Annotated in this window: 26 protein-coding genes and 1 other annotated feature; of the genes, 20 read left to right on the top strand and 6 right to left on the bottom strand. The window is 42.8% G+C overall.

What is annotated here, in order from left to right; all coding sequences use genetic code 11:
• The 9 genes from BUB11_RS19375 to BUB11_RS19340 form a co-directional block, all read left to right on the top strand.
• On the top strand, positions 1–930 hold a 930-nt coding region (locus tag BUB11_RS19375), incomplete at its 5' end, for a complex I subunit 4 family protein (RefSeq protein ID WP_143187664.1).
• A complete protein-coding gene (locus BUB11_RS19370) occupies positions 930–2,366 on the top strand; it encodes an NADH-quinone oxidoreductase subunit N (protein WP_073031461.1) in 1,437 nt (478 codons plus the stop codon). The genes BUB11_RS19375 and BUB11_RS19370, both read left to right, overlap by 1 nt.
• Positions 2,367–2,450: 84 nt before the next feature.
• On the top strand, positions 2,451–2,801 hold the full coding sequence (locus BUB11_RS19365; protein ID WP_073031460.1) for a nucleotidyltransferase family protein: 351 nt from the start codon (positions 2,451–2,453) through the stop codon (positions 2,799–2,801).
• A complete protein-coding gene (locus BUB11_RS19360; protein WP_073031459.1) occupies positions 2,798–3,307 on the top strand; it encodes a ribonuclease toxin HepT-like protein in 510 nt (169 codons plus the stop codon). The genes BUB11_RS19365 and BUB11_RS19360 overlap by 4 nt, the downstream gene beginning before the upstream one ends.
• Positions 3,308–3,625: 318 nt before the next feature.
• Entirely contained in the window at positions 3,626–4,930 is a 1,305-nt protein-coding gene (locus BUB11_RS19355; RefSeq protein ID WP_073031458.1) for a homocysteine S-methyltransferase family protein, read from the top strand.
• A gap of 139 nt (positions 4,931–5,069) precedes the next feature.
• The gene (locus BUB11_RS28450) at positions 5,070–5,351 is read left to right on the top strand and encodes a DUF3102 domain-containing protein (protein ID WP_242947616.1); all 282 of its coding nucleotides are present in this window, start codon (positions 5,070–5,072) and stop codon (positions 5,349–5,351) included.
• Positions 5,290–5,556 (top strand): DUF3102 domain-containing protein, encoded by a 267-nt coding sequence (locus BUB11_RS28965; RefSeq protein ID WP_345788589.1) that lies wholly within the window; start codon positions 5,290–5,292, stop codon positions 5,554–5,556. The genes BUB11_RS28450 and BUB11_RS28965 overlap by 62 nt, the downstream gene beginning before the upstream one ends.
• Positions 5,557–5,861: 305 nt before the next feature.
• The gene (locus BUB11_RS19345; protein ID WP_073031457.1) at positions 5,862–7,022 is read left to right on the top strand and encodes a cache domain-containing protein; all 1,161 of its coding nucleotides are present in this window, start codon (positions 5,862–5,864) and stop codon (positions 7,020–7,022) included.
• A gap of 426 nt (positions 7,023–7,448) precedes the next feature.
• Positions 7,449–8,339: a formate/nitrite transporter family protein gene (locus tag BUB11_RS19340; RefSeq protein ID WP_073031456.1), complete on the top strand. Its 891-nt coding sequence runs from the start codon at positions 7,449–7,451 to the stop codon at positions 8,337–8,339.
• Between the two features lie 128 nt (positions 8,340–8,467).
• On the opposite strand, the gene bshB2 is transcribed toward BUB11_RS19340, so the two are convergent.
• Positions 8,468–9,139 (bottom strand): bacillithiol biosynthesis deacetylase BshB2, encoded by a 672-nt coding sequence (gene bshB2, locus BUB11_RS19335; RefSeq protein ID WP_073031454.1) that lies wholly within the window; start codon positions 9,137–9,139, stop codon positions 8,468–8,470.
• A gap of 30 nt (positions 9,140–9,169) precedes the next feature.
• A complete protein-coding gene (locus BUB11_RS19330; RefSeq protein ID WP_073031452.1) occupies positions 9,170–9,520 on the bottom strand; it encodes a YojF family protein in 351 nt (116 codons plus the stop codon).
• 192 nt (positions 9,521–9,712) lie between these two features.
• Positions 9,713–9,995, top strand: a binding site (T-box leader).
• 294 nt (positions 9,996–10,289) lie between these two features.
• Here BUB11_RS19330 and BUB11_RS19325 point away from each other — a divergent pair.
• The 8 genes from BUB11_RS19325 (at position 10,290) to BUB11_RS19290 (ending at position 18,328) form a co-directional block, all read left to right on the top strand.
• Positions 10,290–11,483 carry an ABC transporter substrate-binding protein gene (locus BUB11_RS19325; protein ID WP_073031450.1) on the top strand — a complete coding sequence of 398 codons (1,194 nt, stop codon included), beginning with the start codon at positions 10,290–10,292 and terminating at the stop codon, positions 11,481–11,483.
• 15 nt (positions 11,484–11,498) lie between these two features.
• On the top strand, positions 11,499–12,374 hold the full coding sequence (locus tag BUB11_RS19320; RefSeq protein ID WP_073031447.1) for a branched-chain amino acid ABC transporter permease: 876 nt from the start codon (positions 11,499–11,501) through the stop codon (positions 12,372–12,374).
• Between the two features lie 54 nt (positions 12,375–12,428).
• Positions 12,429–13,421 carry a branched-chain amino acid ABC transporter permease gene (locus BUB11_RS19315; RefSeq protein WP_073031476.1) on the top strand — a complete coding sequence of 331 codons (993 nt, stop codon included), beginning with the start codon at positions 12,429–12,431 and terminating at the stop codon, positions 13,419–13,421.
• A gap of 13 nt (positions 13,422–13,434) precedes the next feature.
• Entirely contained in the window at positions 13,435–14,202 is a 768-nt protein-coding gene (locus BUB11_RS19310; RefSeq protein WP_073031445.1) for an ABC transporter ATP-binding protein, read from the top strand.
• Entirely contained in the window at positions 14,186–14,911 is a 726-nt protein-coding gene (locus tag BUB11_RS19305; RefSeq protein WP_427846323.1) for an ABC transporter ATP-binding protein, read from the top strand. Before BUB11_RS19310 ends, BUB11_RS19305 begins: the two co-directional genes overlap by 17 nt.
• 485 nt (positions 14,912–15,396) lie before the next feature.
• Positions 15,397–16,485 carry a TRAP transporter substrate-binding protein gene (locus tag BUB11_RS19300; RefSeq protein ID WP_073031441.1) on the top strand — a complete coding sequence of 363 codons (1,089 nt, stop codon included), beginning with the start codon at positions 15,397–15,399 and terminating at the stop codon, positions 16,483–16,485.
• Positions 16,486–16,505: 20 nt separating this feature from the next.
• The gene (locus BUB11_RS19295; protein ID WP_073031440.1) at positions 16,506–17,018 is read left to right on the top strand and encodes a TRAP transporter small permease; all 513 of its coding nucleotides are present in this window, start codon (positions 16,506–16,508) and stop codon (positions 17,016–17,018) included.
• A complete protein-coding gene (locus BUB11_RS19290) occupies positions 17,015–18,328 on the top strand; it encodes a TRAP transporter large permease (RefSeq protein ID WP_073031439.1) in 1,314 nt (437 codons plus the stop codon). The genes BUB11_RS19295 and BUB11_RS19290 overlap by 4 nt, the downstream gene beginning before the upstream one ends.
• Positions 18,329–18,535: 207 nt before the next feature.
• On the opposite strand, the gene BUB11_RS19285 is transcribed toward BUB11_RS19290, so the two are convergent.
• Genes BUB11_RS19285 through BUB11_RS19275 form a run of 3 tightly spaced genes read right to left on the bottom strand, consistent with a single transcriptional unit; the run spans position 18,536 to position 21,241 of the window.
• Positions 18,536–19,999 carry a sensor histidine kinase gene (locus BUB11_RS19285; RefSeq protein WP_073031438.1) on the bottom strand — a complete coding sequence of 488 codons (1,464 nt, stop codon included), beginning with the start codon at positions 19,997–19,999 and terminating at the stop codon, positions 18,536–18,538.
• Positions 19,989–20,663, bottom strand: a complete 675-nt coding sequence (locus BUB11_RS19280) for a response regulator transcription factor (RefSeq protein ID WP_073031437.1) — start codon at positions 20,661–20,663, stop codon at positions 19,989–19,991. The genes BUB11_RS19285 and BUB11_RS19280 overlap by 11 nt, the downstream gene beginning before the upstream one ends.
• A 29-nt stretch (positions 20,664–20,692) precedes the next feature.
• Positions 20,693–21,241, bottom strand: coding sequence for a ubiquitin (locus BUB11_RS19275; protein ID WP_073031436.1), 549 nt, complete (start codon positions 21,239–21,241; stop codon positions 20,693–20,695).
• A 479-nt stretch (positions 21,242–21,720) separates the two neighbouring features.
• Between BUB11_RS19275 and hgcA the strand changes: the two genes are divergently transcribed.
• Positions 21,721–22,728, top strand: a complete 1,008-nt coding sequence (gene hgcA / locus BUB11_RS19270; protein ID WP_073031435.1) for a mercury methylation corrinoid protein HgcA — start codon at positions 21,721–21,723, stop codon at positions 22,726–22,728.
• A 17-nt stretch (positions 22,729–22,745) separates the two neighbouring features.
• Positions 22,746–23,045, top strand: a complete 300-nt coding sequence (hgcB, locus tag BUB11_RS19265) for a mercury methylation ferredoxin HgcB (RefSeq protein ID WP_073031434.1) — start codon at positions 22,746–22,748, stop codon at positions 23,043–23,045.
• A gap of 5 nt (positions 23,046–23,050) precedes the next feature.
• Here the strand turns inward: hgcB and BUB11_RS19260 are convergent, their stop codons facing one another.
• Complete coding sequence (locus tag BUB11_RS19260; protein ID WP_073031475.1) at positions 23,051–23,941, bottom strand: formate/nitrite transporter family protein; 891 nt, start codon at positions 23,939–23,941, stop codon at positions 23,051–23,053.
• Between the two features lie 552 nt (positions 23,942–24,493).
• On the opposite strand from BUB11_RS19260, the gene BUB11_RS19255 reads away from it, so the two are divergent.
• Complete coding sequence (locus BUB11_RS19255) at positions 24,494–24,844, top strand: hypothetical protein (RefSeq protein WP_073031433.1); 351 nt, start codon at positions 24,494–24,496, stop codon at positions 24,842–24,844.
• Positions 24,845–25,133: the final 289 nt, after the last annotated feature.

The raw sequence follows: 25,133 nt of genomic DNA, 5'->3' as shown, positions 1-25,133 counted from the left end.
ATGTTTGATCAGCTGTCAGCTCGGCAAGACCTCTACAGTCCGGCATTCCAAAAGGTTGCCTTTGCCTTGATGATCGTGGGTTTTGGATCCCTCATTTCCATGTTCCCCTTCCACTCCTGGTCTCCTGACGGTTATGCCGGTGCGCCGACCGCCGTGAGTATGATTCACGCCGGAGTCTTAAAGAAAATTGGGGGCTATGGATTAATCCGTTTAGGTGTTTATGTCCTCCCGGTAGGAGCGAGTTTTTGGGCACCGTACATTGCGACCCTCGCTGTGATTAGCGTACTCTATGCGGCCTTTATCGCTCTGGCCCAAAAGGATCTGAAATATGTCGTCGGATATTCCTCCGTCAGCCATATGGGATATGTTATTATCGCCATCGCTGCCTTGAACCCAACAGCGGCAACAGGTGCTGTGGCGATGATGTTTGCGCATGGGGTGATGGCAGCGCTCTTCTTCTCCATGATCGGTTTTATCTACGAGAAGACTCACACTCGCAACATTGCTGATCTGGGCGGACTGGCTCATCAAATGCCACGCTTGGCCATTGGTTTTATGATTGCAGGTATGGCCTCGCTGGGATTGCCTGGGACGGTTAATTTCATTGCAGAGTTCACCATTTTCATGGGTGCCATTAAAGCGTTGCCCGTACAAACGGTTCTGGGTATAGCCGGGATTATCTTTACAGCCGTTTATATCTTACGGACGATAGCCAACGTACTGTTCGGACCGCGCCGTTCGGAATGGGATCATCTCACCGATATTCGAGGACCTGAACTCGTTCCGCTCGTCTTATTCGGGTTTGTGATCTTTGTGGGAGGAATTTTCCCGAATATTTTACTGGGAATGATCGATACCGGAGTTACCTCCTCAGGCCTGGCCAAGGTACTTGAGATGGTGAGTCAGGCGAAGATGGGAGGGTTGTTCTAATGTTCAATATCGCTACAGTGCTCACGCCTGAAATTGCGCTGGCCGCGCTGGCCTTGATTCTGTTGGCCATTGGACTCCTGATTCCAGCTGGCGCTCGAAAAGGGATGATGCCACTCACTGTTTTCTCGTTATTAGGGGTTCTCAGTTATACTCTGTATGACTTTTTCTACGGACAGGAAGCGGCGTTCTTGGACGGACTCTATATGCATGATCAGTTCGCAGTCTATTTCAAAGTGCTCTTCCTGGCGGCTGCCCTGCTGGTTGTCCTCTCTTCAGGGGGATATGTGCAGAAATTACCGAAACATCGCGGAGAGTTCTATTCGTTACTGTTACTGGCAACGTTGGGTATGATGCTTATGGCTGGAGCAGGCGAACTGATTACGATGTATGTTGGTCTTGAGCTAATGACCATTTCCTTCTACATTCTGGTGGCCTATTTGGCAGATGATGCTCGTTCCTCGGAAGCTGGAATCAAGTACCTCGTGCTTGGTGCCACTTCATCGGCCATCTTACTCTACGGAATCAGCCTTATTTACGGCTTAACAGGATCGACTGAGCTGGCACAAATCGCCAGTACGCTGGGTGGAAACCTCACGCCGGCCTCGCTCTTGGCGACGGTTTTCATCTTGGCTGGATTGGGCTTTAAGATTTCGCTGGTGCCGTTTCACCTTTGGGCACCGGATATCTACGAAGGTGCGCCAACCCCTGTCACAGCGTTCTTGGCGATTGCCTCGAAAGCCGCAGCTTTTGCTGTGCTGATTCGTGTTTACCTCTTAACCATGAACAGCCAAGCCTTTTCAGCAACGGGACAAACCCTGTTGTTCGTTATGGCAGCGATTACGATGATTGTGGGTAACTTGATTGCCATACCCCAAACGAACCTAAAACGATTGTTAGCATTTTCCAGCATTGCCCAAGCAGGCTATTTGATGGTGGGTATTATTGCTGAATCCACAGCGGGAATCAAAGGTGTCCTCTTCTATGCGATGATTTACGTCTTCGCTAATATGGGAGCCTTTTCGGTAGCAACGCTTGTGGCAGAGAAGCAAGGCAGCAGCGAGATCAAGGACTTAGCTGGATTCTGGCGCCGTTCCCCGTTAGCAACGGTGGTCATGACAGCATCCCTGTTATCTCTAGCTGGAATACCACCCCTTGCAGGCTTCGTAGGGAAATTCTATCTCTTCTCTGCGGCGATGGATCAAGGGTATGTAGCGATTGCCTATATCGGGTTCGTCATGAGTATGATTTCCGTATACTATTATCTCTCAGTGATTAAGGTCATGTTCCTCGCCGAAGGAGAGGGCTTACCGGATGTTCCTGTCCATGGAGCGATGAAGTTTACGATGGTCTTTACCATGCTCATAACCATTGCAATCGGTCTTTACCCAACTCCTCTTGCTCAAATGGCGATTGCGGCAGCCCAGAGTTTATTTTGAGTTAGGTGTCGTCTGCGACTATTGTCCCTTTGACTCACTTATGGTATGGTATATATAGGAAAATGTTGTAATGGAGGACAGACTATGGACATAACTCCATACGTCGAAGGGCATAAATCGAGAATTAAAGATGAGGAACAAAGGCGCTTAACTTACTATAAGAAAGCATATGAAAGAGCGGAGAAAATCGCTGAGGCTCTCAGAGAAGAATTTCCCAATATTGAAGTATATCTTATCGGTTCACTGACGACGAATGCATTTGACCTGGATTCCGATATTGACATCGCGGTGAAACAACTGGCGGAAGAGGATTATTTTAAGGCATATCGAATTGCCGAAGATATTGCAGAACCTTTTCCTCTGGATTTCATACAATTTGAATTTGCTCAAGAATCCATGAAAGAGCGTATTCTTAGGGATGGGGTGAGGGTATGACGGGGAAAGAGAAGAAACGAGTTCAGTACAAAAGGCTTATTGTAGATATTAAAGACGATTTAAAATCGATTGGAAAAATAACAGATGACATTATAGGGATGACTCAAGTCTTGGAAAGTGAGAAAGGGATAGTACGGGGATCTGATTTGATGGCCTGTGCGGGGTATTTACATCATTACTATACTGGTATCGAATCAATTTTTGAGCGTATTTCCAGAGTTTTTGATGGAGGCTTGACATCAGGCGGAGACTATCATCGGGAGTTATTACGCTCTATGACTATTGAGATTCCGGATGTACGACCGAGTATAATCTCACGTGATTTAGCAGAGGAATTAGATGAATATCGACGTTTTCGTCATATGTTTAGGCATTCCTATGGCTCAGAGCTTCGTTGGCGTAAAATGGAACCCTTAGCGAAGGGGATAGATTCATTGACAAAGGTTCTAGTTGAAAGGATGTCCGAGTTTATGCAGTTTGTAGACAAATTGAGTAATTCCATCTAATAACTCAAGGTCGCCTTTCTAAATTCGATATTCCTCCTGTGGGGCTTCTCGTTTTGATGACGTGAAGTCCTTATTTTTTTGGGGGCGTGATGCTCCTTTAAACGAGTAGTCTTGGTTTGGTTGTTATGATTTAGTAGAGTATGAACTTAGAGATTAATTGGAAAAATCAAGATATACTTAAATATTCCGTAGGAAAATATCAAACTGATTAGATTATGACAGGGGATAATCTAAAAGTAGAGAATTCTTTAGAGATAAGGTATAGTTTAGTATAATTAACAGCACTTTCATCTATCTATTTTTCAAGGAGGTCAAGTCATGAAAAGTTTTCTAAGTTCCATTGAGGAAAAGGTTTTATTATATGATGGTTCTAAAGGGGTTATGCTTCAAAAAAAAGGTTTAAAAGGTAACGAAGCTTCAGAATCATGGAATTTATCAAAACCGGATGAGGTTAAAAATCTATATAGTTTATACAAAAATGCAGGGTCTGACGTAATTCAAACCAATACTTTTCCCGGCAATAGAATTACCTTAGATAAGCATAGTTTAGGGGATAAAACTTATCAACTAAATTTCGAGGGCGTTAAATTAGCTAAAGAAGTTGCAGGGGATAATACTTATGTCGCCGCTTCAGTTGGTCCTACGGGTATGATATTAGAACCCGCGGGGGATTTGAGTTTTGATAAAGCCTACAGTATTTTTAAAGAGCAATTAAGGGCAATAGAAGATGCAGGTGCAGATGTCGTTAATTTTGAAACTTTTACTGATTTAAATGAATTAAGGGCTGCTATATTAGCGGCTAAAGAAACTACAAGTCTGCCAATTATTGCCTCAGCAACATTTAATGACAACAGTAGAACCCTATCTGGTAATTCGGCAGAGGTATGTGCTCTAGTATGTGAATCATTAGGAGTGGCAGTAGTGGGTGCTAATTGCTCAGGCGGTCCTGATAGTTTGCTTGAACCCATTAAAAAAATGCATTTGGTTGCATCAATTCCTCTTTCAGTAAAGGCAAATGCCGGGATGCCTGTATTATTGAATGGAGAGGCAGTCTATAAACAAGAACCAGACCAATTTAGTTCATATACAAAAGAATTTGTAGAGAATGGAGTAAGACTTATTGGAGGATGTTGTGGAACGACTCCGGAATTTATAAGTGCCATAAAGAAAGAACTTGATGGGATCAAAGCACCGAATTTAGATATGAAATCTGGTTCAACGATTACTTCTGCCTTTAATTATCTGGTGCTTTCGAAAGACAAGGAATATGCGGTTGAAGAACTTTCATTTAAAGAAAATACTACTGTAAATTTGTTGAAAAACGGTGATTTTTATAACTTGTTACAAGGTTATAAAACAGCAAATATGGACTATCTTTTAATCGATTTTAGTAATATGAATGAATCCTTTGATGTAGGGGGATTTATCAGCACTATTAGCTTTTTAATAAAAAAACCATTAATCATTAAATGTGAATCAATTGAAATCCTCGATAAATTTCTGAGATATTATCCTGGAAAGGTCGGAGTAGTTCTGTCAGATAATACAAAAATTCCTCTTTCTCAACTAAAACACTACGGTGCTTTGATTCTTAATGATGAATTAGAACCTATAACCATTTGATACCTCTAGGACATAAGAACACCGAAATCAGGCCTGATTTCGGTGTTCTTATATGCTTTGCATCAACCGGTGAAGGGTTTTCTTTAGTATTAGAACAGGGTATATTATACAAAGAGAATAATAATAACGAGTAAAAGGAATGAACGGTAACCAGAATGTTACGATTTTCCGCCTTAATATCCAACCCAGACTTTGGGCAATCCGACAAGGGTGGATTGGCGCTATAGCCCTCACGCTTGTCTGGGGCTCGGCATATCCTATAGCGGGATCTGAAAAGACATTCCATAAGGGATTGGCAGCCGGTATGAGGAGGGAAATTTCCAACAGGACGCCTGAGCAAATCCCGTCCGAGGTTAACTTTGTCAAGGAACAAAGCAGCAAAATGCTGCTTAGAACGCCGTTGGGATCGGACGGGGTTTGACGGAACCAAAGAGCTGGTACCCCATGGGGAGTGGCTCAAATGGCTGACTGAATCAGTGAGTTACTCCCCCCGTCGGGGAAGAGAGGCCAAATGGTGCATCGATGCACCATTTGATTTTAACTCTATGTACACGGTTTTTGACGCCAAAGGCTGTTTTTTCATGCACATATTATTATTTATCAATTCCGAGACTCCCACTTCTTAAGTGGGTGTTCCGATTTCCACTTCGGTGGGGGGTAGAATCCCCTACCGAAGCCCCGATGTTCAGCTTTAGCTGAACGAGTTCACTAAGAAACTACCCGTAAACCCTTGCAAAGTCTTGACTTTTCGATAAATTAGCAAGCCCTAAGTAGTAATATTTATAGAGTAGACTATTAGAGAAGGTATTTTCAACATAATTTGCGAATTAATTAATAAATAAATATTCTAAAACTTTTATAAATAGTTTTAGAATACCTACTCTATTGAGTTTTGGAAAAAAGGTATTAAGTCGACGAAAGAGGTGATTAGGTGCGTTCGCTTAAACATCAAATCCTAATATTATTGCTGGGCTCGCTCTTTTTGCTGGCAGTTTGCTTCCTCGCAGTTCTTGGCTGGTATATGAAAGACCGCGTTGTGGCGGCCACTATAATAAAAGCACAAACAGATTTAACAACCTGTGGAGAAATTATTGATAAGACATATCCTGGCTCATGGTCAGTGCAAGAGGGGAACCTTTATAAAGGAACTACTAAGATCAACCTTAATAATGACTTAGTCGATTATTTGTCTCGCCTGACGGGGGACACGGTGACCATATTTTTGGGAGATACAAGGGTAGCGACCACTGTACTCGGTTCAAACGGCGAACGTGTGATTGGGACCAAGGTTTCTGCTAATGTAGCCCAGACAGTACTGCAGAATGGTCAGACTTATATAGGAGAAGCTAATGTTGTTGGCCAGTGGCACCAATCGGGTTATGCTCCATTACGAGCGGAAAACGGAAACATTATTGGGATTTTTTATGTAGGAATCTCTCATGCCTATGAACAGGAAATAATCACTCGATCTTTGATTACAATGGCGGTACTGGGATTAGCCTTAACAATCTTGATAGCACTTCTCACCTGGTTTTTCATTCAGAGAGTTATCATCAATCCCTTGCATAATATCATGTTAGGAACTCGGGATGTTGCAACCGGACACATAACTCAAAAGGTCAAAGTTTCCGGTGCCAAAGAAATTGAGGAACTGGAGGATGCCTTTAACCAAATGGTGGAGCAGTTCCAGTCATTTACAGGGGAAATTAATCGGGCGACCAGCAGTAATCGTGAAAGTGAACCAATTGAAATTGATACTGGTACGGTTACAGAGTCGACCCAAGGTAGTGAGGGTGTAATCCAAACTGCCGCCGTCACTGCTGAGCACGAGCAAAAATCCGAACTCGATACTGCCTGGTTTATTGCAGAAGAGGAGTTGCCAAAGGGCTTGAATCAAACAACTCTTGTTCAGATAACACGATTTTTACAAGCAAATCGCCGGCCTCTCTCTTCGGAGGACGTCGCTGAAGGGGTAAAGCTGACTAGGGTCACAGTACGTCGCTATCTCGAATTTTTAGAAGAACGTGGAGTATTAATATCTAAACTCAAATATGGTATCGGCAGACCTGTAAAGCTATTTATACCTTCATAAAAGGTTCCCTTTACAGACGGTCTGTCAAAAAGACCTATAAAAAATTAACTTAAGTAAGCGGCATGAGTTCGGTTTTAAACCGGGCTCATGCCGCTTTATGACTGGGTGAAGAGATTATTACCCAGGACTTGATAAGCAAACATTCACTATATCTTCAATTTACAAAACTTTCGAAATATATTAATTATCCACATAACGTTTTATTTAAGTTAATATGCGTGACAGTCTTTGAGGTGAAAGATAAAGTAAATTACAGGCACCTGGTTTGCTCAGATATAATCTTAAATTGCTGGTGCGCTCGTCAACACTTTGATTGAGAAAGGAGCAATCAAAATAATCAAAAATCTGTCTTAATCCTCGAGTAAAGTTCCTACTGAGAAAATCTTGAACTGTTGGGAAGTTTGTTAAAGTTAGGAGTGATAAAATTTGGAGACAAAAGGTTATTTGCCACCATCTGAAATAACTCATGCCACTATACAGACAGGAATAAAAAAAGTAAGTATGAAATATTCAAATCAGTTTATTTTGGGGATTCTAGCCGGGGCTTTTATAGCTTTTGCTGCCGAAGGCTCAAATATGGCAGCCTTCAATCTATTTGCAAAGCCAGAAACTTATGGTCTGGGGAAAGTTCTGGCAGGTGCTATCTTTGGAACAGGACTTATGTTAGTTGTATTAGCAGGAGGAGAATTGTTCACTGGAAATACAATGATTTTAGGCGGAGTCTTAGATGGAAAAGTTAAATTAAATGATATGCTTAAAAATTGGTTTTTCGTTTATAGCGGTAATTTTGTTGGTGCCATACTTCTTGCCTATATGATGGTTCATTCCGGATTATATGACAGCGGTGCAAATGTTCTGGGTGGAGTAACTATTAAAATAGCAGCCTATAAAGTAGGATTGCCATTTCTGTCTGCTTTTTATTTAGGAATTATGTGTAATATGTTAGTTTGTCTGGCAGTTTGGATGGCATATGGAGCAAAAGACATGGTAGGCAAAATACTTGCAATTTTCTTCCCAATATGGCTGTTTATCACATCCGGCTTTGAACACAGCATAGCAAATATGTATTACATTCCGGCTGGAATATTAGCAAAGGTAAATCCAAGTTGGGTAGCTGAATCTCATCTTACTCCTCAAGTGCTGGCAAACTTAAACTGGGGGACTTTTATAACCAATAACTTGATTCCGGTAACTCTTGGAAACATTGTTGGAGGATCGATTTTTGTGGCTGGAGTTTATTGGTTTGTTTATATTAAAAATGACGTAAAACAAGAACGTGTATTGCTAAATCAGTCAAGGTCAAATGCCGCTAAGTAAAATAGCTTCATAAAGCAAAATTCCTCCCGCTAAAAGAGGGAGGAATGCTAATCAAAAAAGTTTAAAGTATATTGAGTAGTCTATTGAACAAGGTTTTTATAGCATATACTTGTGAAGACTTCTTATTCTTACGAAAAACGGTAAGTCCAGAAAGATTCACGCTCGAGCATATGGCTATATGAGTTTTTTGATGATGGATTCTTGAATTGTCCATTCCCGAGACGCGGGAGAATTACTTGGGATTGTGACCTGTGTGACCGAATCGCAGCCAACTTCATCTCTGACACTGCACTAATATCGTTGATAATATCCGGCGCGCCGAGCATATCCTGACAATCGCGAGCAAAAGCATGAGCGTAGACAATCGGGCGTTCCTGTACGGAAAGACGAGAGACGGCACGGATCGTCACTTCACCTAGAGCATTGTGATCCGGATGCACTGCATGTCCCGGATAATGAGTTATGACCAGGGAGGGCCGGACCTCTTTGAGGATCTGCTCAATTCTATCGGTCAATTGTTCTGGGTCTTCAAACTCAATTGTTTTGTCTCGCAACCCAAGCTTAATCAGGTGTTGAATGCCGATAGCCTGACAAGCTTTCTCCAACTCTGCTTCCCGAATACTCGGCAACGATTCTCGGTTGGCAAAGAATGGCCTTCCCATATTGCGCCCCATTTGGCCCATAGTACCACAGACGTAAGTGACAGGAACACCCGATTTAGTGAATTGTGCTATGGTTCCGCCACAGCCAAACGTTTCATCGTCTGGGTGTGGGAAAACTACAAGAACGTGTTGTTTCAAGAAATTATTCCTCCCACATTAATTATAATTTTACAATTCAAAAGGGGATAAACTGAGTTCTAAAGCTACAGCCAGGCGCCCATCTTGATCATGACCGGCGAGCAAGAGCCGACCTTCCTGGTCTGTCTCAAAATCCGTTAGACCTTCGGCGTAAACCCAGCCGAGTTCTATCTTAAGCCCCACGCGGTATGGACCGTCCCCCGTGATGATCCCACGTCCAAAGCAGATACGACCATTGCGAATATAGGCTCCCACAGTCATATTGCTTTCTTTCCTATGGACGGCATAAGCTCCATTGGTCGTCTCTAAATGGAGGTAAACGTCGCGGTTAAGAAAACCGTTTAGCGCAGATTGTACAATCGATTTATTAATTGGATCCATGAAATTATCCCCACCTCACCATTGATTTCCAACTCATTATATACCACTTTTCGGTTATTTTCACTGGGTGTATGGGTGCAATGGAGTTGACCACATGGATAAGGGCAATACTACATGTTGTTAATTCTTTTTTTAAACATATTGACCTAAGAAGGAAAAACTGGTAAGATACCACCAACATAACCAATATTTTTAATTGTGATGACGGGGTAAAGTAAACGGAACGGTCTTTTCAGGGAGGGAGCGTCATAGACTGAAAGCGCTGCTAAAGTATCAACCGTTGAAGGTTCACTCCTGAGCTGCCAGACTGAAACCCTAGGGAAAGTAGGTTTGGTCGGAGACTTCCACCGTTAAAAGGAAGGGGGTATAAGAAATAGATATTTAATTATATTTTATTTCCGTACTTACAATGAGGAGGGGTCTTTTACAGACCCAATCTGGGTGGTACCGCGAAAAAACACTTTTCGTCCCTTGAGGGATGAGATGTGTTTATTTTTTTGTTTTTTATTCTTTAAACACGGAGGTGAAAGGCTCAACAGATGGGATGATCTAGTGAACTCGTTCAACTGAAGTAGAACTTCAAGACTTCGGTAGGGGAGTCTACCTCCTTCGCGCCAAGTGTTCCTATGGGGAAAGGCGCACTGGGCGATACTCTCACTGGAGACTATCGTCACCGAAGCAGAGTACGTGGCCCCACTCCCACTTAAAAGAAGTTGGAGTCTTAACGATTGGATAAACTCTCGTTTAAAAAATGTAAGGAGTGATCTACATGAAAAAGATAACAATGAGGTTAAGAAGTAAACTATGGCTTGTACTTCTGTTGGTATTAAGCCTGCTGATCAGTGCCTGCAGCCCGACCAAAGAAGCGGATGTAAAGAGTGCTGGCGGCAATGAACCGTACAAAATCGGAGCAGTGTTAGATATCAGCGGAAATTCATCTTCTTTGGGAGTCCCTGAACGGGATACCTTGCTAATGATGGTTGAAAAGCTAAACGCTAATGGTGGGGTTAAAGGACATCCTATCGACTTGACCATCATGGATAACAAAAGTGACGAAACGGAAAGCGTTTTGGCAGTTAAAACGCTGATTGAGAAAGGCGCGCTTGCTATTCTAGGGGCCAGTTCCAGTGGAACCTCCATGGCCATGATTAAGACAGTTGAAAGTGAAAAGGTTCCCATGATATCCTTAGCGGCTGCCAGCAGCATCGTTGAGCCAACCAGTGAGCGGCAATGGGTCTATAAAACTGCCCAAAGCGATATTGTGATGATCAATAAGATTATTAGTTATCTAAAGAAAAACAACCTGAATAAAATAGCCTTTTTGTATATGAATAATTCCTACGGCGACAATGGGAAGAAGGCCATCTCCGCTGCTGTTAAGGATAGCGGGATCGATATTGTTGCTGAAGAAAAATTTGATGCTAATGACAAAGACATGACGCCTCAGTTAACTAAAGTTAAGGCGAGCGGGGCGCAAGTTGCGATAGTTTGGGCGATCCCACCCTCGGCTTCTATTCTGACCAAGAATTTCAAAGACATTGGCCTTTCTATTCCTCTGATTCACAGTCATGGAGTAGGAAACCAAAAATTCATTGAGCTGGCTCAAGGCGCAGCAGATGGTGTTATCTTACCCATCGGTAAACTATCTGTGACCCAACAAATCTCAGATAATGATTCCCAGAAAAAAGTTCTGGAAAGTTATATTGCTGATTATTCGAAGAAGTACAATGCTGAGCCCAATTCCTTTGGAGGATATGCTTGGGATGCCTTCAATCTGTTAGTAAACGCTTTAGAGAAGGCTGGTCCAGATCGTGTGACAATCCGGGATGAGTTGGAGAAAACCCAAGGATTTGTGGGCATTTCAGGAGTGTTCAACATGACCCCTCAGGATCACAATGGTCTGAAGGAAGATTCCGCAGTTTTAGTGCAGGTAGACCAAGGGAAATGGAAGCTTATAGAATAACGGGGTGTTTTATTGATGGGTGAACAATTATTACAACTTTTATTTACCGGACTGACTTTGGGAAGCATATACTCTATCATTGCGTTAACCCTGGTTACGACCTTTAATGTCACGGGTATATTGAACTTGGCACAGGGCGAGTTTGTCGTGATCGGGGCCCTGTTGGCTGTCAGTTTGCAGGGAACAGGAATGCCTATGATTGCTGTATTTATTGTATCAGTAATCTTAGTCGCAATCTTGGGTGGATTGCTGGAACGTCTGACAATCTACAGAGCACGAGGTGCCAGTAACCTTAGCATGCTGATAATTACCATCGGTCTCTCGATTTCTTTGCGAGGATTAGCCCTCCTTATCTGGGGAACAGAGACCTATTCTCTGCCCGCCTTTTCTGAAGGCGGGTCCATAATCGTGGGGGGAGCTGCCTTAAATCCTCAGAGTATCTGGATTTTTGCTTTGGTCGCAGTTACCCTGACTGGGTTATATGGCTTTTTTGGGCATACCTTTTGGGGCAAAGCAGTCAAAGCTTCGGTTTATAACCAAACAGGAGCAAGGCTTCAGGGCATAAACTTGAATACCATCTCCTTTTTAGCCTTTGTGGCTGCAGGCGGTCTAGGGGCAGCGGCTGGGGTGAGCATCGGTCCAATTACCATGGTGACGTATGATATGGGGTTCATGTTGGGTGTGAAGGGTTTTGTGGCCGCCGCTATCGGGGGTTTGAGCAATGTCGGCGGTGCAGTAATAGGGGGTATTCTCTTGGGTATTTTGGAGTCCTTCAGCTCTGGACTCATATCTTCCGGGTTAAAAGATGCCATTTCCATGATTATTTTACTGGGTGTTCTCCTGTTTCGGCCTGAGGGAATTATTGGGGCTATAAGAGAGAGAAAAATATGATTACAAACCCTAGCTTGAAGAGAGGATGAGTTGAAGGAAAGGCATGGTTATAAAATGAAACTAAAAAATCATCGAGGATTTATCCTCCTGTTGTTGCTGCTTATAATTCCTCTGGTGGCAGATAGCAATTACTTGTACAGCACTTTAGTCATCATCGGTCTTTATGCGATCATCGTACAGGGCTTAGGGATCTTGATGGGATATGCAGGTCAGATCTCCTTTGGGCATGCCGCTTTCTTCGGCTTGGGCGGATACACAGCAGCAATACTAACGACGCGGTTTCAGTGGCCCACACTTCTGGCGCTCTTGGCTTCTGCAATACTTCCGGGAATCATTGCAGGACTCATCGGCCGACAAACCCTCAAGCTGCGTGAACTTTATCTAGCCTTAGCGACGCTCAGTTTTGGAATTTTAGTTCATATTATCTTCAATGAGGGTAGGGAACTGACAGGTGGACCGTCAGGAATGAGCGGAATCCCCAATCTTTCCATCGGAAGTTTTCAGTTCGACAGTGATCAGAAATTCTATATGCTTGTTTGGCTTATTTTGTTGATGTTGTTAATAGGAATCTATAATCTGGTCCATTCACGGACCGGCAGAGCACTCTGCTCGATTCGAGAAAGTGAATATGCAGCAGAAAATGCAGGTATTGACTGTGCTCGGCTTAAGTTGCATGCGTTTATCTTCAGTGCTTTGCTGGCTGGACTTGCCGGGGGATTATACGCTTTTTATGTTACTTTCATCAGTCCATCTCCGTTCAGTTTTCATACTTCAGTCCAATTTGTCTTAATGGCGGTGATCGGAGGTCTGGGCACTTTTTGGGGACCGGTAATAGGAGCGGTCGTGGTGGTTGCCTTAAATGAATTACTGCGTGAGATTGTACCTTTATTAATACCCGGGGCAGGCGGCGAATATCAGATTATCATTTATGGAGTTATTCTGGTGGGCCTTATGATTTTTCAACCTAAAGGGTTAAGCGGGATCGGTCAATACTTCAGAATACCTCTCAAAAAGCAACTAAAGACTGACGTTAAAATAAGAGGCTAAAAGGGGGATTATAATGCTTCTTGAGTTAAGCGGGGTAACAAAACATTTTGGTGGTATTGCTGCGGTTAAGGATATTGGGTTTAGCGTAGCTGAAGGAAGCATCGTTGCTCTGATTGGTCCTAACGGTGCAGGAAAAACTACACTTTTTAATATTATTACAGGGACGCTGCCACCGGAGAAGGGTTCGATCGTCATAAAAGGCAGGGATATAGTGGGTCTAAAACCGTTTGAGATTGCTTCTGCCGGTATCACTAGGACGTTTCAAAATCTTCAACTTTTCAGCAACATGACCGTGCTGGAAAACGTTATGGCTGGAGCACATCTTAGAAGCAAAAAAGGATTTATTCGTTCATTTTTCACCTTTCCTGGAAATTGCCGTGAAGAAAGAAAGATCAGGGAGGAATCCCTGGCTTTACTCGAAGACATTGGGCTGGTGGAGACTGCCGGACTTTTTGCCTCCGAGTTACCCTTCGGAAAACAAAGACTCTTGGAGATAGCCAGAGCGTTAGCTTCTCATCCAGGGTTAGTACTGCTTGATGAACCAGCTGCTGGCTTAAACCCCGCAGAAACAGAGATCCTGACAGTGTATCTAAAGGAACTTAAGACGAAAGGAACCGCTCTGATCCTGATTGAACACGACATGCAAACCGTGATGGAAGCTGCCGACAGGATCGTTGTCTTAAATTTTGGTCAAATGATCGCGGAAGGTACGCCTGCGGAAATTCAGGCAAATACAGAGGTCATTAAAGCATATCTTGGAGAGGATGAAAAGATTGCTTAGAATTAAGAACCTGGGTGTTTATCACGGCTATGTACAGGCCATCAGAGAGCTGTCCCTAGAGGTCAAAGAAGGAGAACTGCTGGCTGTTTTGGGAGCGAATGGGGCAGGAAAAAGTACTTTGTTAGGGACTGTAGCCGGGCTATACAAGCCGACTGCAGGAGAAATTATTTTTAAAGGTAAACCAATTACCGGCCAAAAACCGGAACAGGTTGTCAGGCAAGGCATAAGCCTTGTTCCGGAAAAAAGAGAAATCTTCAGCGCGTTGAGTGTCCTTGATAACCTCATGTTGGGGGCTTTCCATCGTTATCGAAAAAATAAGCCAGTATTAATGAACGATATTCAAGAAATACTAGAGCTTTTTCCGGCTTTAAAAGGCAGAGAGAGTGATCAGGCAGGCAGTTTAAGCGGTGGTTTGCAGCAGATGTTGGCAATTGGCAGGGGCTTAATGTCTCGGCCTGCCCTCCTAATGCTCGATGAACCCTCGATTGGTCTAGCTCCATTGGTAGTTCGGGAGATAATGTCTATTCTGGTCAAGTTAAAAAAGACCGGAGTCACTATAATCCTTGTAGAACAGAATACCAAATCAGCCCTAAAAGTGGCGGACAGCGTCTTAGTGATGGAAAGAGGCGGGATTACCCATAGCGGCAATTCAGTGGATATCATTGCTGACTCATCTATTCAAGAGGCTTACCTGGGGCGGGCTCGTTAGTTCATTGATTGCTTTAATAAAAGAAACGGCTATAAAGTACTGTGACAGTATAGGGGGCCCTCCTGTTACCGAAATTCACGGTAAGGGAGGGCTCTGGGAGGTGCGTTAAAAAATTCTGACTCTAAGCCATAATGGCTCTGATGATAAAGATAGGAGGGCGATGCTAGGAAAAATGTCTTATTAAAGAAAAATATTAACTAGATTTTTACAGAGAAGTATGGTATTTTAATGTAGAATACATAGTAGTAGTGTGAGTGTCTTTTGAGTAGATTGATTTTCTGTAGGTATGTGTAGGATAGTAGTAACGGTAGGTAACGGTTGTTTCAAAATGAGTGTAGGATGTTGTAGGATGGTAGAATTATGGATGTGGTTTATTCCCCTGTATCCGTTTATTTTTGTTGCGGATTTAGGGCGATTCACAGTTTTTCTAACTCCTAGTGGGAGTTTTTTTTATTGTCTAAAACATATTAAGAGGAGAGATGATTGTGAAAAAAAGGTTATGCAAATCAATTAAGTTAAGATCAATCGGGAAAGGAATTTTACTGGGAGTACTGGCACTGAGTTTGCTCTTTGTTTCAGGATGTGGACAGACTGCATCTGCTCCGGCCGAAACGAAATCTCAAACAGTCGAGCTAAAATTAGCCCATTTCTTTCCAGCTACACACCCGGCTGAGAAAGAGTTAGTTCAGCCTTGGGCCAAGGCGATCGACACTGCAACTGAAGGCAGAGTCAAAATTACCAGCTACCCTGGACAGACACTTTTGCAGGCAGACGCAGTTTATGATGGAGTTGTCAATGGAATCGCTGATGTGGGTCTTTCTTGTTTTTCTTATACACGGGGCAGTTTTCCTGTATCGGAGGTTTTTGAACTGCCAGGTATTAAATACGCCAATTCCAAGGCTGCCAGTAAAGTTGCTTGGGAAGGGATCAAAGAGCTAAATCCCAAGGAAGTTCAGGATACAAAGTTAATGATGGTGTTTACAACAGGCCCTGGGGATTTATATACTAAAGAACCAGTACGTGCTCTGAAGGATTTAAAAGGATTAGAAATTAGAGCTACAGGTCTTAGCGCTAAAAGTCTTGCGGCTCTTGGAGCCATGCCGGTTGCTATGGCCCAATCTGAAGCCTATGAAGCATTGTCGAAGGGCGTTGTAAAGGGAAATTTAGGTCCGGTTGAAGTTCTTCAGGGCTGGAAACAGGCGGAAGTAACCAAGTATGTAACTTTTTCCCCTTTTCTATACAATAATTTGTTCTATGTTACCATGAACCTGGACAAATGGAACTCCCTGGATCCTAAAGATCAGAAAGCAATTGAAATGGTAAATCAGAAGTTCTTTGAAGAAGTCGCCATGGGTTTATGGGATAAACAAAACGAATCAGCTTTAAAATATGCTGCTGAAAAGGGGATGGAAGTTATTACCCTTTCTCAAGAAGAACAGAATCAATGGATTAGTTTGATTAAACCCATTCAGGACGATTTTGTAACCCAAATGAATCAAAAGGGAGAATCAGGACAAGAAATCTTAGATAAAGTAAAAAATCTTGCCGATCAGTATAATAAGGAGTATCAGTAATCCTGAGGGGGAATCTGGAGTTGAAGCAATTATCTCACCTAGTAAAAAAAGTAAGCAGTATCTTAGATAGATTAGCCGGACTATGTTTCTTTTCGGTAATGCTGTTGATTGTAGCAAATATTGTTTTACGGACCGTTTTCAACCAACCTATTTTAGGAACTTATGAGCTGGTAGGATTTTTAACAGGAATGGGGGTAGCCTTAGCTCTGGCACACTGTGCTTTTCAAGATGGTCATATTGCTGTGAGCTTTATCATGGAACGTCTGCCTCGAAAGACACAATCCATTGCAGCAGTTTTAGTTAATACCGCTTCTTCAATATTGTGGGCTGCCGCGGCCTGGTCCCTTGGAAAATTCGGTCAAACGATGAAGATAAAAGGGCTTGTTTCACCGTCTGCCGAGATACCTGTCTACCCTTTCATTTATTTAGTTGCTTTCGGTTTGGTGGGGCTGTGTTTGGTGTTGTTGTTTAAGTCTCTGGTTTCTTTCAGAGAAGTACTCGGTATCGATACAGCTAAGAAGGTGACGAGATGAGTATATTTTTAGTTGGGCTAATTGGGATCGCAATTTTCTTTGGCTTGGTAATCGTGCGGATGCCGATTGCCTATTCCATGGCACTCGTTGGTTTTGTCGGCTTCAGTTACCTCACTTCAGTACCGGCATCTTTGGACATGGTAGCCAAAGAACTGTACAATACGTTTACCTCTTATTCCCTGAGTGTTATTGCCATGTTTGTTTGGATGGGGTTTCTGGCTTATTATTCAGGAATTGGCACGAGTCTCTATGTTTTTGCTTATAAGATGATCGGACATCTGCCGGGTGGGCTGGCAATTGCTACCCAAGCAGCTTGTGCTGTTTTCGGAGCAATTTGCGGATCTAATACTGCAACAGCGGCAACAATGGCGGCTATTGCACTGCCTGAGATGGATAAATATAATTACGACAAATCATTATCCACAGCCAGTATTGCAGCAGGAGGCGTTTTAGGGATAATGATTCCCCCGAGTGTTATTTTTATTTTGTATGGCACGGCCACTGAACAGTCTGTGGGAACCCTATTTATGGCAGGGATCGTGCCTGGGATTCTTCTGACATTCTTAAACATGGGCATGATTTACTTGCTTACTTTGCGTAATCCGAGTCTTGGACCTGCAGGTGACAAATCAAGCTGGAGAGAAAGAATTCAATCTCTGCGGGGAGGACTGGGGGAAGCCTTGGCTATATTTATTCTTTCTGTAGGAGGCCTCTTTGCCGGATGGTTTACGCCTACAGAGGCAGGTGCAGTAGGCGCCGGGGGCATACTAATTATTAGTCTTTTAGAAAAGAGGATTAGCTGGGAAAACCTGAAAAAGTCCTTATTTGATACTACTCGAACCAGCGCTATGATTATGCTTATGCTTGCAGGTGCTGTTATGTTTGGCCGGTTTATGGCTATTAGCAGAGTGCCCTCTGAATTGGCAAATTGGGTCGGCTCTCTTCCCTTGCCACCGTTTGCTATTATGGGCATGATTCTCTTCATCTACCTCATACTAGGTTGCTTTATTGATGCATTAGCACTAATTTTACTCACTGTCCCAATATTTTTCCCAGTGGTAGTAAATACACTTGGATATGACCCGATTTGGTTTGGGGTCGTTGTAGTATTGGTGGTAGGCATGGGTGTAATTACCCCTCCGGTTGGGATGAATGTTTATATTATTAAAGGAATCGCTCCGGAGATCCCCTTAGAAACAATTTTTAAGGGTGTATGGCCATTCCTGTTTACAATACTCATATGTTTAATCTTGCTGATGATTTTCCCCGGGATTGCAACCTATTTACCAGAACTGCTGAAGGGTTCGTAAAATAAAGCAATGCTGAAGGAAAAGAATCGTTTAATGCTTTTGAAGACGCGGTAATAAAGATGAAAAGTCTTCCGAAAAAGAATAAAATATCAGGCACTCTTCAAAATTATGAAGAGTGCCTGACTATTTTATCTAAAATCTTTTTAAGAAATCGTTCCATATGTGGAATAATTATTTTGCTCCTGGACAGAGAATTCCAATGGTCGATCATGAATCGCTTGCTGTTAGGAGTACAATGGAAATTCTAGTGCCGATATCCTGCCTGCTCAAGACCTCCATGTGTCCGCCATGCCGTTCTGTGATCCACTTTGCGATGGATAAGCCCAGTCCGGTTCCACCCGTAGCTCTGGCACGGGATTCGTCGGCGCGAAAAAACCGGTCAAAAATCTGAGGAACCGCATCGGGAGCTATACCAATACCTTCATCTTGTACGGTCAACCTGGCATAGCTGTCTGCTCCCGAAACAGAAATAGTGATTCGTTTACCTGTGGGAGTGTATTTTATAGCATTGTCGATCAGTATCCGAGCCGCCTGTTTGATAAGCCCTTTATCCGCGTTAATGAAAACGGAGGTAACACTCGAACTGTATTCGTGCCCACTGTCTATCATTTGGGTTTCCCGCAGTACTTCTTCCGCAAGGGCAGACAGCTCAAATCGCTCTATTTGCAAAGCCATGGTGTTGTTGTCGCCTCGTGCCAGAAACAAGAGTTGTTCCACCAAGCCTTTCATATTCGCTGTTTCATCTTTGATTGCATCGATAGATTCCTGCAACGTCTTTTCATCATTCTTTCCCCAGCGATCCAGCAGATTTGCATACCCCTGGATTACAGAAATCGGTGTCCTGAGCTCATGGGACGCATCTGACACAAAGCGCACTTGAGAGCGGTAGGAATCATTAATTCGGTCTAACATCCCGTTAATGGCAGAGGCCAGAGTTTTAAGTTCGCTTTGAGTATCGCCCACTGAAATTCTTGTATCTAGCCTTGTAGCATTGATGTCGTCCAACTTACCTGCCAGAACTTCCAGTTGTTCTGGAGTAAAGACCCCGTCAGTATTCAAATTCTGCGCAGCTTTAGCTAATTCTTCAATGGGGCGGAGGGTTTTTCGGATGCTTCTAGCGCCTGAGAAGATGCTGCTGAATAGCATTAAAAGCTCCAACATTAATAGAATAGCAAATATCCCTGCAAATATGAGCAGGGTCTCCTGAAGACGGATGGAAATAAGATAAGAACCTTCGCTATCATCGATGATGGCATTATAAGTAATATCCTCTGAATCTTCCCAAAAGGGCAAGCCTTTCGAATCCGGCAGGTCGATACTCCTCACACCGGATGCACTGTGTTTGGAAATCAGGGTCTGCAAACTTTCGGGCAGTTTAAACCCTTCCGGTTCTCCTGTCTGAAGAACAACGCTGTATCCGGTAAGCTCAAGCCAGTTTTCCGCATCCGTGGCAGGCAGTCCTGTTTGCTTCAGCATTTGGGCTGTCGAAGCCACAGTCTGTTCGGCGTGTACTATCAGCCCTGCTGTGGATACCAGACACATAACCACATCCAGGGTCAAAAACATCACCAGCAAACGAAAAAATAGTCTGAAGTTGAGCTTCCATACAAGAGAAAACCGTATTTTATCGCCAATACGGTTAGTGGGATTGTTTACCGGCTCATTTTCCATCCTTAATCACATACCCCACTCCCCTTACGGTATGAATCAATTTGACATCGAACACCTCGTCGATTTTTCCACGCAGAAAACGCACGTAAACATCGACGGCGTTGGTTTCTCCCTGAAAATCAAAACCCCATACATTTTCGAGCAGAGCTTCCCGTGAAATGACCAATCCTTTATTTTTTAGCAGATAGTGAAGTAGGTCAAATTCACGTTTGGTCAGTTCAATAGGTGTTCCCATCATGGTAACCGTATGGCGACTGGCATCCAACACCAGACCGGAGGCGGACAACACTGCGTCTTCCTGCACGGTTTTCCTGAGTGCGGTGCGAATCCGGGCCAGAAGCTCCTCAATGGCAAAGGGTTTAGTGATATAATCGCTTGCCCCGCTGTCAAGGCCGGAAACCTTATCCACCACACTGTCCCGCGCCGTCAGCATGATGACAGGAACCGAGGAGGTTCTGCGAATTCTGCGCAGCACTTCCATGCCGCTCAACTTAGGCAACATAACATCCAGCAAAACGAGGTCGAACTCGCCTGTTTCAGCGAGTTCAAGCCCTGTTCTGCCATCAAAAGCCTTTGTTGTGGTATAGCCCTCATAGCCAAGCTCAAGCTCGACAAATCGGGCAATTTTTTCCTCATCCTCAATAATCAGTATTTTAGAACTCATTGAATGCCCCGCCATTTCAAATGGTTTTTTTATTTTTCCATGGACTTTTTAAGGTTTACGGCTGCATCCGCCGCGCTATTCATCGCGTCATTGACGGTGTTGTCTTTGAAATCTGGACCGTTGAAACGATAGCGAAAACCAAAGAATAGTCCAATGATAATCAGTGGAATAGTAATCCAGGGGGCGAAGATCAACAGCAAGGCAAAGCCAGTGACAGGAGTAGAAGCTTTGCTTTCCTCACCTTTGAGCACTTCAAAGGAATTTGCGTTGCCCTTGCGAATTAACTTCATGCAAAATGCTCCGAATTTTTTTATTAGAGAAGTAAAGCTTGTTCCAGCGTCGCAGTTCTTTGCTTGCTTTTCCCAGCATGCTTCTTTGTAGGCTCCTGTGCTTGTGTCCGCAGTTTTTTGGCTGCTGTAATAACCGCCTCCGCTTGGTGAGTTTACCTTACCCTGTTTCTCCAGGTAGATAATGGCTTCTAGCAAATCTCCGTTTGCGGCATCTAAAGCGACCTTTGCCTCGTCATAGGTTACATTTGCCATGGCACGCAGTTTTTCCACTTGCTCTAGGGTTGTCATAAAATTTCCTCCTTGGTGTTTTGTGATGTAATTGAGTATGTTTGTATTCTAACCCAAAAGACTTCAAGGAGAATTTGTTAAAAATTAAAATTGGATTAAAAAAATTCTATCTCATAATCACGGGCTTTTCAAGACACTCTTATTTTAACTTGTCCGTCCGGAGGCCTTAATACTCCGGATCCTATTGTTTCTGCTTTCAGAAGGTTTGTTATTTGGCAGTAGCTACAATATTTTACTACTATATTTAATTACTATATTAAGATACTATTTCATAATTAAGATGCCGTTTCTAAGCTAAGTTTAAGAATGCTCAATAAAGAAATAGTCCCTCGAGATTTGATTGTAGCTGGATAAATCTTACCTCCATATAGACAGTTATCTATGTAAGAAGTATAATATGGTTATGATATAGATATTTATCTATATTCCCGAGCCTGCCATCAATTATATCCTAAATCTTTTGAAGAGGTGTCGCTAATATGGAAATTTCCAGTAGCAGAGAATTGAAAATCATCCAGACTTCAGCTGAATTAACGTTTAATGATAAATTGGGGACCTGGAAGGCTCGTTGGGGAATTAACAGAATGAACTTTAAAGTGGAACCCGGACTCTATAGTGTGGGAAAACCAGATAGCAATTCTCCAGTCCTTGTTTCCGCTAATTACAAAATGAGCTTCGATAGCTTAAGAAAAGAATTGATGGAGGTCAATGCTTGGATTTTAGTGCTGGATACCAAGGGGGTCAATGTATGGTGTGCTGCCGGAAAAGGAACTTTTGGTACCCAAGAGCTGCTAAACCGAATGGCTATTGTACAACTTGAGAAGGTTGTCTCTCACAGAACGGTTATTGTACCACAGTTGGGGGCACCGGGTATAAGTGCACACGAAGTCACCAAGTTTTCTGGTTTCAAAGTGGTTTATGGCCCAGTGAGGGCCAAGGATCTCCAAGAATTTCTCAAGTCAGGAATGAAAGCAACGTCAGAAATGCGCAGGGTCAAGTTCACTGCGTATGACCGACTTGTACTGACTCCGATAGAACTTGTTGGGACTTCAAAAGTTTCCTTGATGATTTTTGGGGTACTCTTTCTTTTGAATCTACTTGGCTTAGGACCTTTTGGAATCGTTGATTTTTACGCTTATATAGGAGCAGTCATCATAGGATGCGTTTTAACTCCGGTCTTACTACCATGGATTCCAGGCAGTCCTTTCGCGTGGAAAGGCTGGTTGTTGGGATTTATCTGGGCTGTCACCGTTAACATTCTTAATGGATGGACCGCTGTTCCTCAGTATAGTATTTTGAGAGCTCTGGGGTATATTTTTATTCTGCCCCCTGTATCAGCTTATTTAGCAATGAACTTTACAGGTTCTTCGACATTCACTTCTTTTTCCGGGGTCTTGAAAGAGATGAGAAAAGCAGTTCCAGCGATAATCATCTCAATCGTCTTGGGAATCCTTCTGATTTTAGTTGATAGCTTTATTAAACTCTAAGGAGGTTTTTGTTAGATATGAAAAATCGATATTTAAAAAATGTTGCTACTTTGAAACTGAACTCAGATCAATGCAAGGGTTGCGGCAGGTGCCTTGAGGTTTGCCCCCATAATGTATTTGTAATAGAAGACAGGAAAGCGGTCATTCTCGATAAGGATCGCTGTATGGAATGCGGTGCTTGCGTTAAAAACTGTCCCTTTAATGCCATTGAAGTTAAGCCGGGTGTGGGGTGTGCTTACGCTATTATTATGGGTTGGCTGACTGGAACAGAACCGAGTTGCGATTGTTCGGGGGGGAGTGGAGACAATTGTTGTTAATGCCCCTATTTTCCGCTTAGATGAGCTCGGATTCTTCGAAATTGAGCTTTATATTTTTGTTTAGAAGCACCCTTTTCCAGCTTATATAGATTTGGAATGTACTTATAGCCTGCCCAATAAGCTAACCCTACAAAAAAGGCGCCACCAACAATATTGCCGAGAGTAACAGGTATTATATTCAATAGAATATGGACAAGATTGATATTTGCAATTTGATCCCCTATATGCGCGGCCTCAACAAATGTGCTGTTTAGCTTGGCAAGGGCCGCTATTGTAAAATAATACATGTTAGCAACACTGTGCTCAAAGCCAGATACGATAAACGTCATTACAGGAAACCAAATGATTAATATCTTGCCAAATACATCACTTGCAGTGTATGATCCCCAAACTGCAAGACATACCAAGAGATTACAGAGTATTCCGCTGGAAAATGCCTGAATGAAAGTGAGCCCTCCCTTGTAGGAGGCAACCTTGAGGGCATAGCCTCCAAGCATTCCATCATTGGTTGAAAGTAATCCTGAATTAAATACTAAAAACGCAATAAGCAGTGTCCCGATAAAATTTCCAGTATAGACAATAATCCAGTTTCTAAGCATTTGTCTGGCAGTTATCTTTTTTTCGATGAAAGCTAGGATAAGGAGGGTATTACCTGTAAAAAGCTCTCCTCCACAAATTACAATTAATATAAGTCCCACAGGGAAAATTGTTCCGGCAACAAGCTTAGCAAGCCCGATGTTTTCCATGCCATGAGAGGCCATAGCCGCTGCGAATGCCCCAAGTGCTATAAATGTACCCGCAAGGATTCCCGCTATGAGTGTTTGAAAGGTATGGGTTTTAGCCGCCTTATTCTCACCAACTTTAATGGTTTCTTCTACTGCTTCAACGGTATTCATAGGTCTTTGTTCCAAACAATATCGCCTCGTCTCTCTAAACATCTGAGTATTATTCTGTAGAATAAGCTTTAAAATATACTAAACCAGTACGTTTGGCGACAACATATAAGCGCAGAAATCAGGCTCCATGCCTGATTTCTGCGCTTTAAAGGTTGATGTAAGAGTAACAGACTCCTAATCAAAGTAAATTTTATCGCAAAAAGGAACGGTTTTCTATTGATATTCGTACAGAATATCGCTATAATAAGAACATAGGTTCGCATAAATTACAAATACCTGTACTGAGAGGCGAATATAATGAACGATGCATGCGTAGATTGCAACCGAAAGACCTATTGCCTGGAGCCCTGTGAACAGTGGCTAATCCACAACGGCAAGTGCCCAGTGTGTCGGAACAGACTGATACATGTAGGAGGATGTACCGAATGCATTACTGGAGATTGGGCAATGTGTGGTTAATAAGGAAGAAGTACTTATAAAGAAAGGGCAATGGGTCCTTGGTTGTTAATTTCGAAGATCAAAATATCGTCTGGATTAATTGGAGGGTGTAATATGCCAAATGTAACTGTAATTTGTTATCTTTCCTCTTTATTGTTCTATGGAATGGGTTATTCAAAAGTCTTGCTCATTAAGGACGTAATTACTGCACAAGCAAATACTTATGACTATACAATTTATATATCTCTAGCAACAACCTACTTTGTGTTAGCAATCTTTTTTGCTGTTATCGGTTCCCTTATCTTTTACGTTAAGATTCATAGAAAACAGGAAACTATTACAATGAATGGCTTGGAATTTAGCAGGAGATCAGACGAAAGAAGACGAGCGAGCATTCTTAAAGTGAAAGCCCAATTATCACAGCCTGAGTACGGTCTGGAGTTGGAGAGAAGGATGTCTTCCTAGGAGGAATAAAGCCCTAAATCCCGGTTTAGTCGTAAAATGTCGACTGCAAAAATGCCGCAATCAGACCCTTGGCCTGATTGCGGCATTTTTGCAGGTATCTAGTTTTCTGAGTTAATCCCCCTCTTCTTATATAAGATTTCCCAGAGCTTTTAGTACATAATTATTAATCTATCAAGTACCCTGCAGCGAGTATCTTTGCCACAGATAAAAAGGACTTTGACTACTTTTAGCGAAGTCTTTAAGCGTATACCTAAAATAAACGTTAGTAATGGGGCATGGAGTACTGAAT

This window comes from Desulfosporosinus lacus DSM 15449 (genome assembly GCF_900129935.1).
Taxonomy (GTDB): domain Bacteria; phylum Bacillota; class Desulfitobacteriia; order Desulfitobacteriales; family Desulfitobacteriaceae; genus Desulfosporosinus; species Desulfosporosinus lacus.
Note: the sequence above shows the minus strand (reverse complement) of the source record. Positions and strands in the feature narration are given on the sequence as shown.

Coding starts and splice junctions, on each gene's coding strand:
- BUB11_RS19370 (WP_073031461.1), top strand. CDS start 930: ATGTTCAATATCGCTACAGTGCTCACGCCTGAAATTGCGCTGGCCGCG.
- BUB11_RS19365 (WP_073031460.1), top strand. CDS start 2,451: ATGGACATAACTCCATACGTCGAAGGGCATAAATCGAGAATTAAAGAT.
- BUB11_RS19360 (WP_073031459.1), top strand. CDS start 2,798: ATGACGGGGAAAGAGAAGAAACGAGTTCAGTACAAAAGGCTTATTGTA.
- BUB11_RS19355 (WP_073031458.1), top strand. CDS start 3,626: ATGAAAAGTTTTCTAAGTTCCATTGAGGAAAAGGTTTTATTATATGAT.
- BUB11_RS28450 (WP_242947616.1), top strand. CDS start 5,070: ATGAACGGTAACCAGAATGTTACGATTTTCCGCCTTAATATCCAACCC.
- BUB11_RS19330 (WP_073031452.1), bottom strand. CDS start 9,520: ATGGATCCAATTAATAAATCGATTGTACAATCTGCGCTAAACGGTTTT.
- BUB11_RS19325 (WP_073031450.1), top strand. CDS start 10,290: ATGAAAAAGATAACAATGAGGTTAAGAAGTAAACTATGGCTTGTACTT.
- BUB11_RS19320 (WP_073031447.1), top strand. CDS start 11,499: ATGGGTGAACAATTATTACAACTTTTATTTACCGGACTGACTTTGGGA.
- BUB11_RS19315 (WP_073031476.1), top strand. CDS start 12,429: ATGAAACTAAAAAATCATCGAGGATTTATCCTCCTGTTGTTGCTGCTT.
- BUB11_RS19310 (WP_073031445.1), top strand. CDS start 13,435: ATGCTTCTTGAGTTAAGCGGGGTAACAAAACATTTTGGTGGTATTGCT.
- BUB11_RS19305 (WP_427846323.1), top strand. CDS start 14,186: ATGAAAAGATTGCTTAGAATTAAGAACCTGGGTGTTTATCACGGCTAT.
- BUB11_RS19290 (WP_073031439.1), top strand. CDS start 17,015: ATGAGTATATTTTTAGTTGGGCTAATTGGGATCGCAATTTTCTTTGGC.
- BUB11_RS19285 (WP_073031438.1), bottom strand. CDS start 19,999: ATGGAAAATGAGCCGGTAAACAATCCCACTAACCGTATTGGCGATAAA.
- BUB11_RS19280 (WP_073031437.1), bottom strand. CDS start 20,663: ATGAGTTCTAAAATACTGATTATTGAGGATGAGGAAAAAATTGCCCGA.
- BUB11_RS19275 (WP_073031436.1), bottom strand. CDS start 21,241: ATGACAACCCTAGAGCAAGTGGAAAAACTGCGTGCCATGGCAAATGTA.
- hgcA (WP_073031435.1), top strand. CDS start 21,721: ATGGAAATTTCCAGTAGCAGAGAATTGAAAATCATCCAGACTTCAGCT.
- hgcB (WP_073031434.1), top strand. CDS start 22,746: ATGAAAAATCGATATTTAAAAAATGTTGCTACTTTGAAACTGAACTCA.
- BUB11_RS19260 (WP_073031475.1), bottom strand. CDS start 23,941: ATGAATACCGTTGAAGCAGTAGAAGAAACCATTAAAGTTGGTGAGAAT.
- BUB11_RS19255 (WP_073031433.1), top strand. CDS start 24,494: ATGCCAAATGTAACTGTAATTTGTTATCTTTCCTCTTTATTGTTCTAT.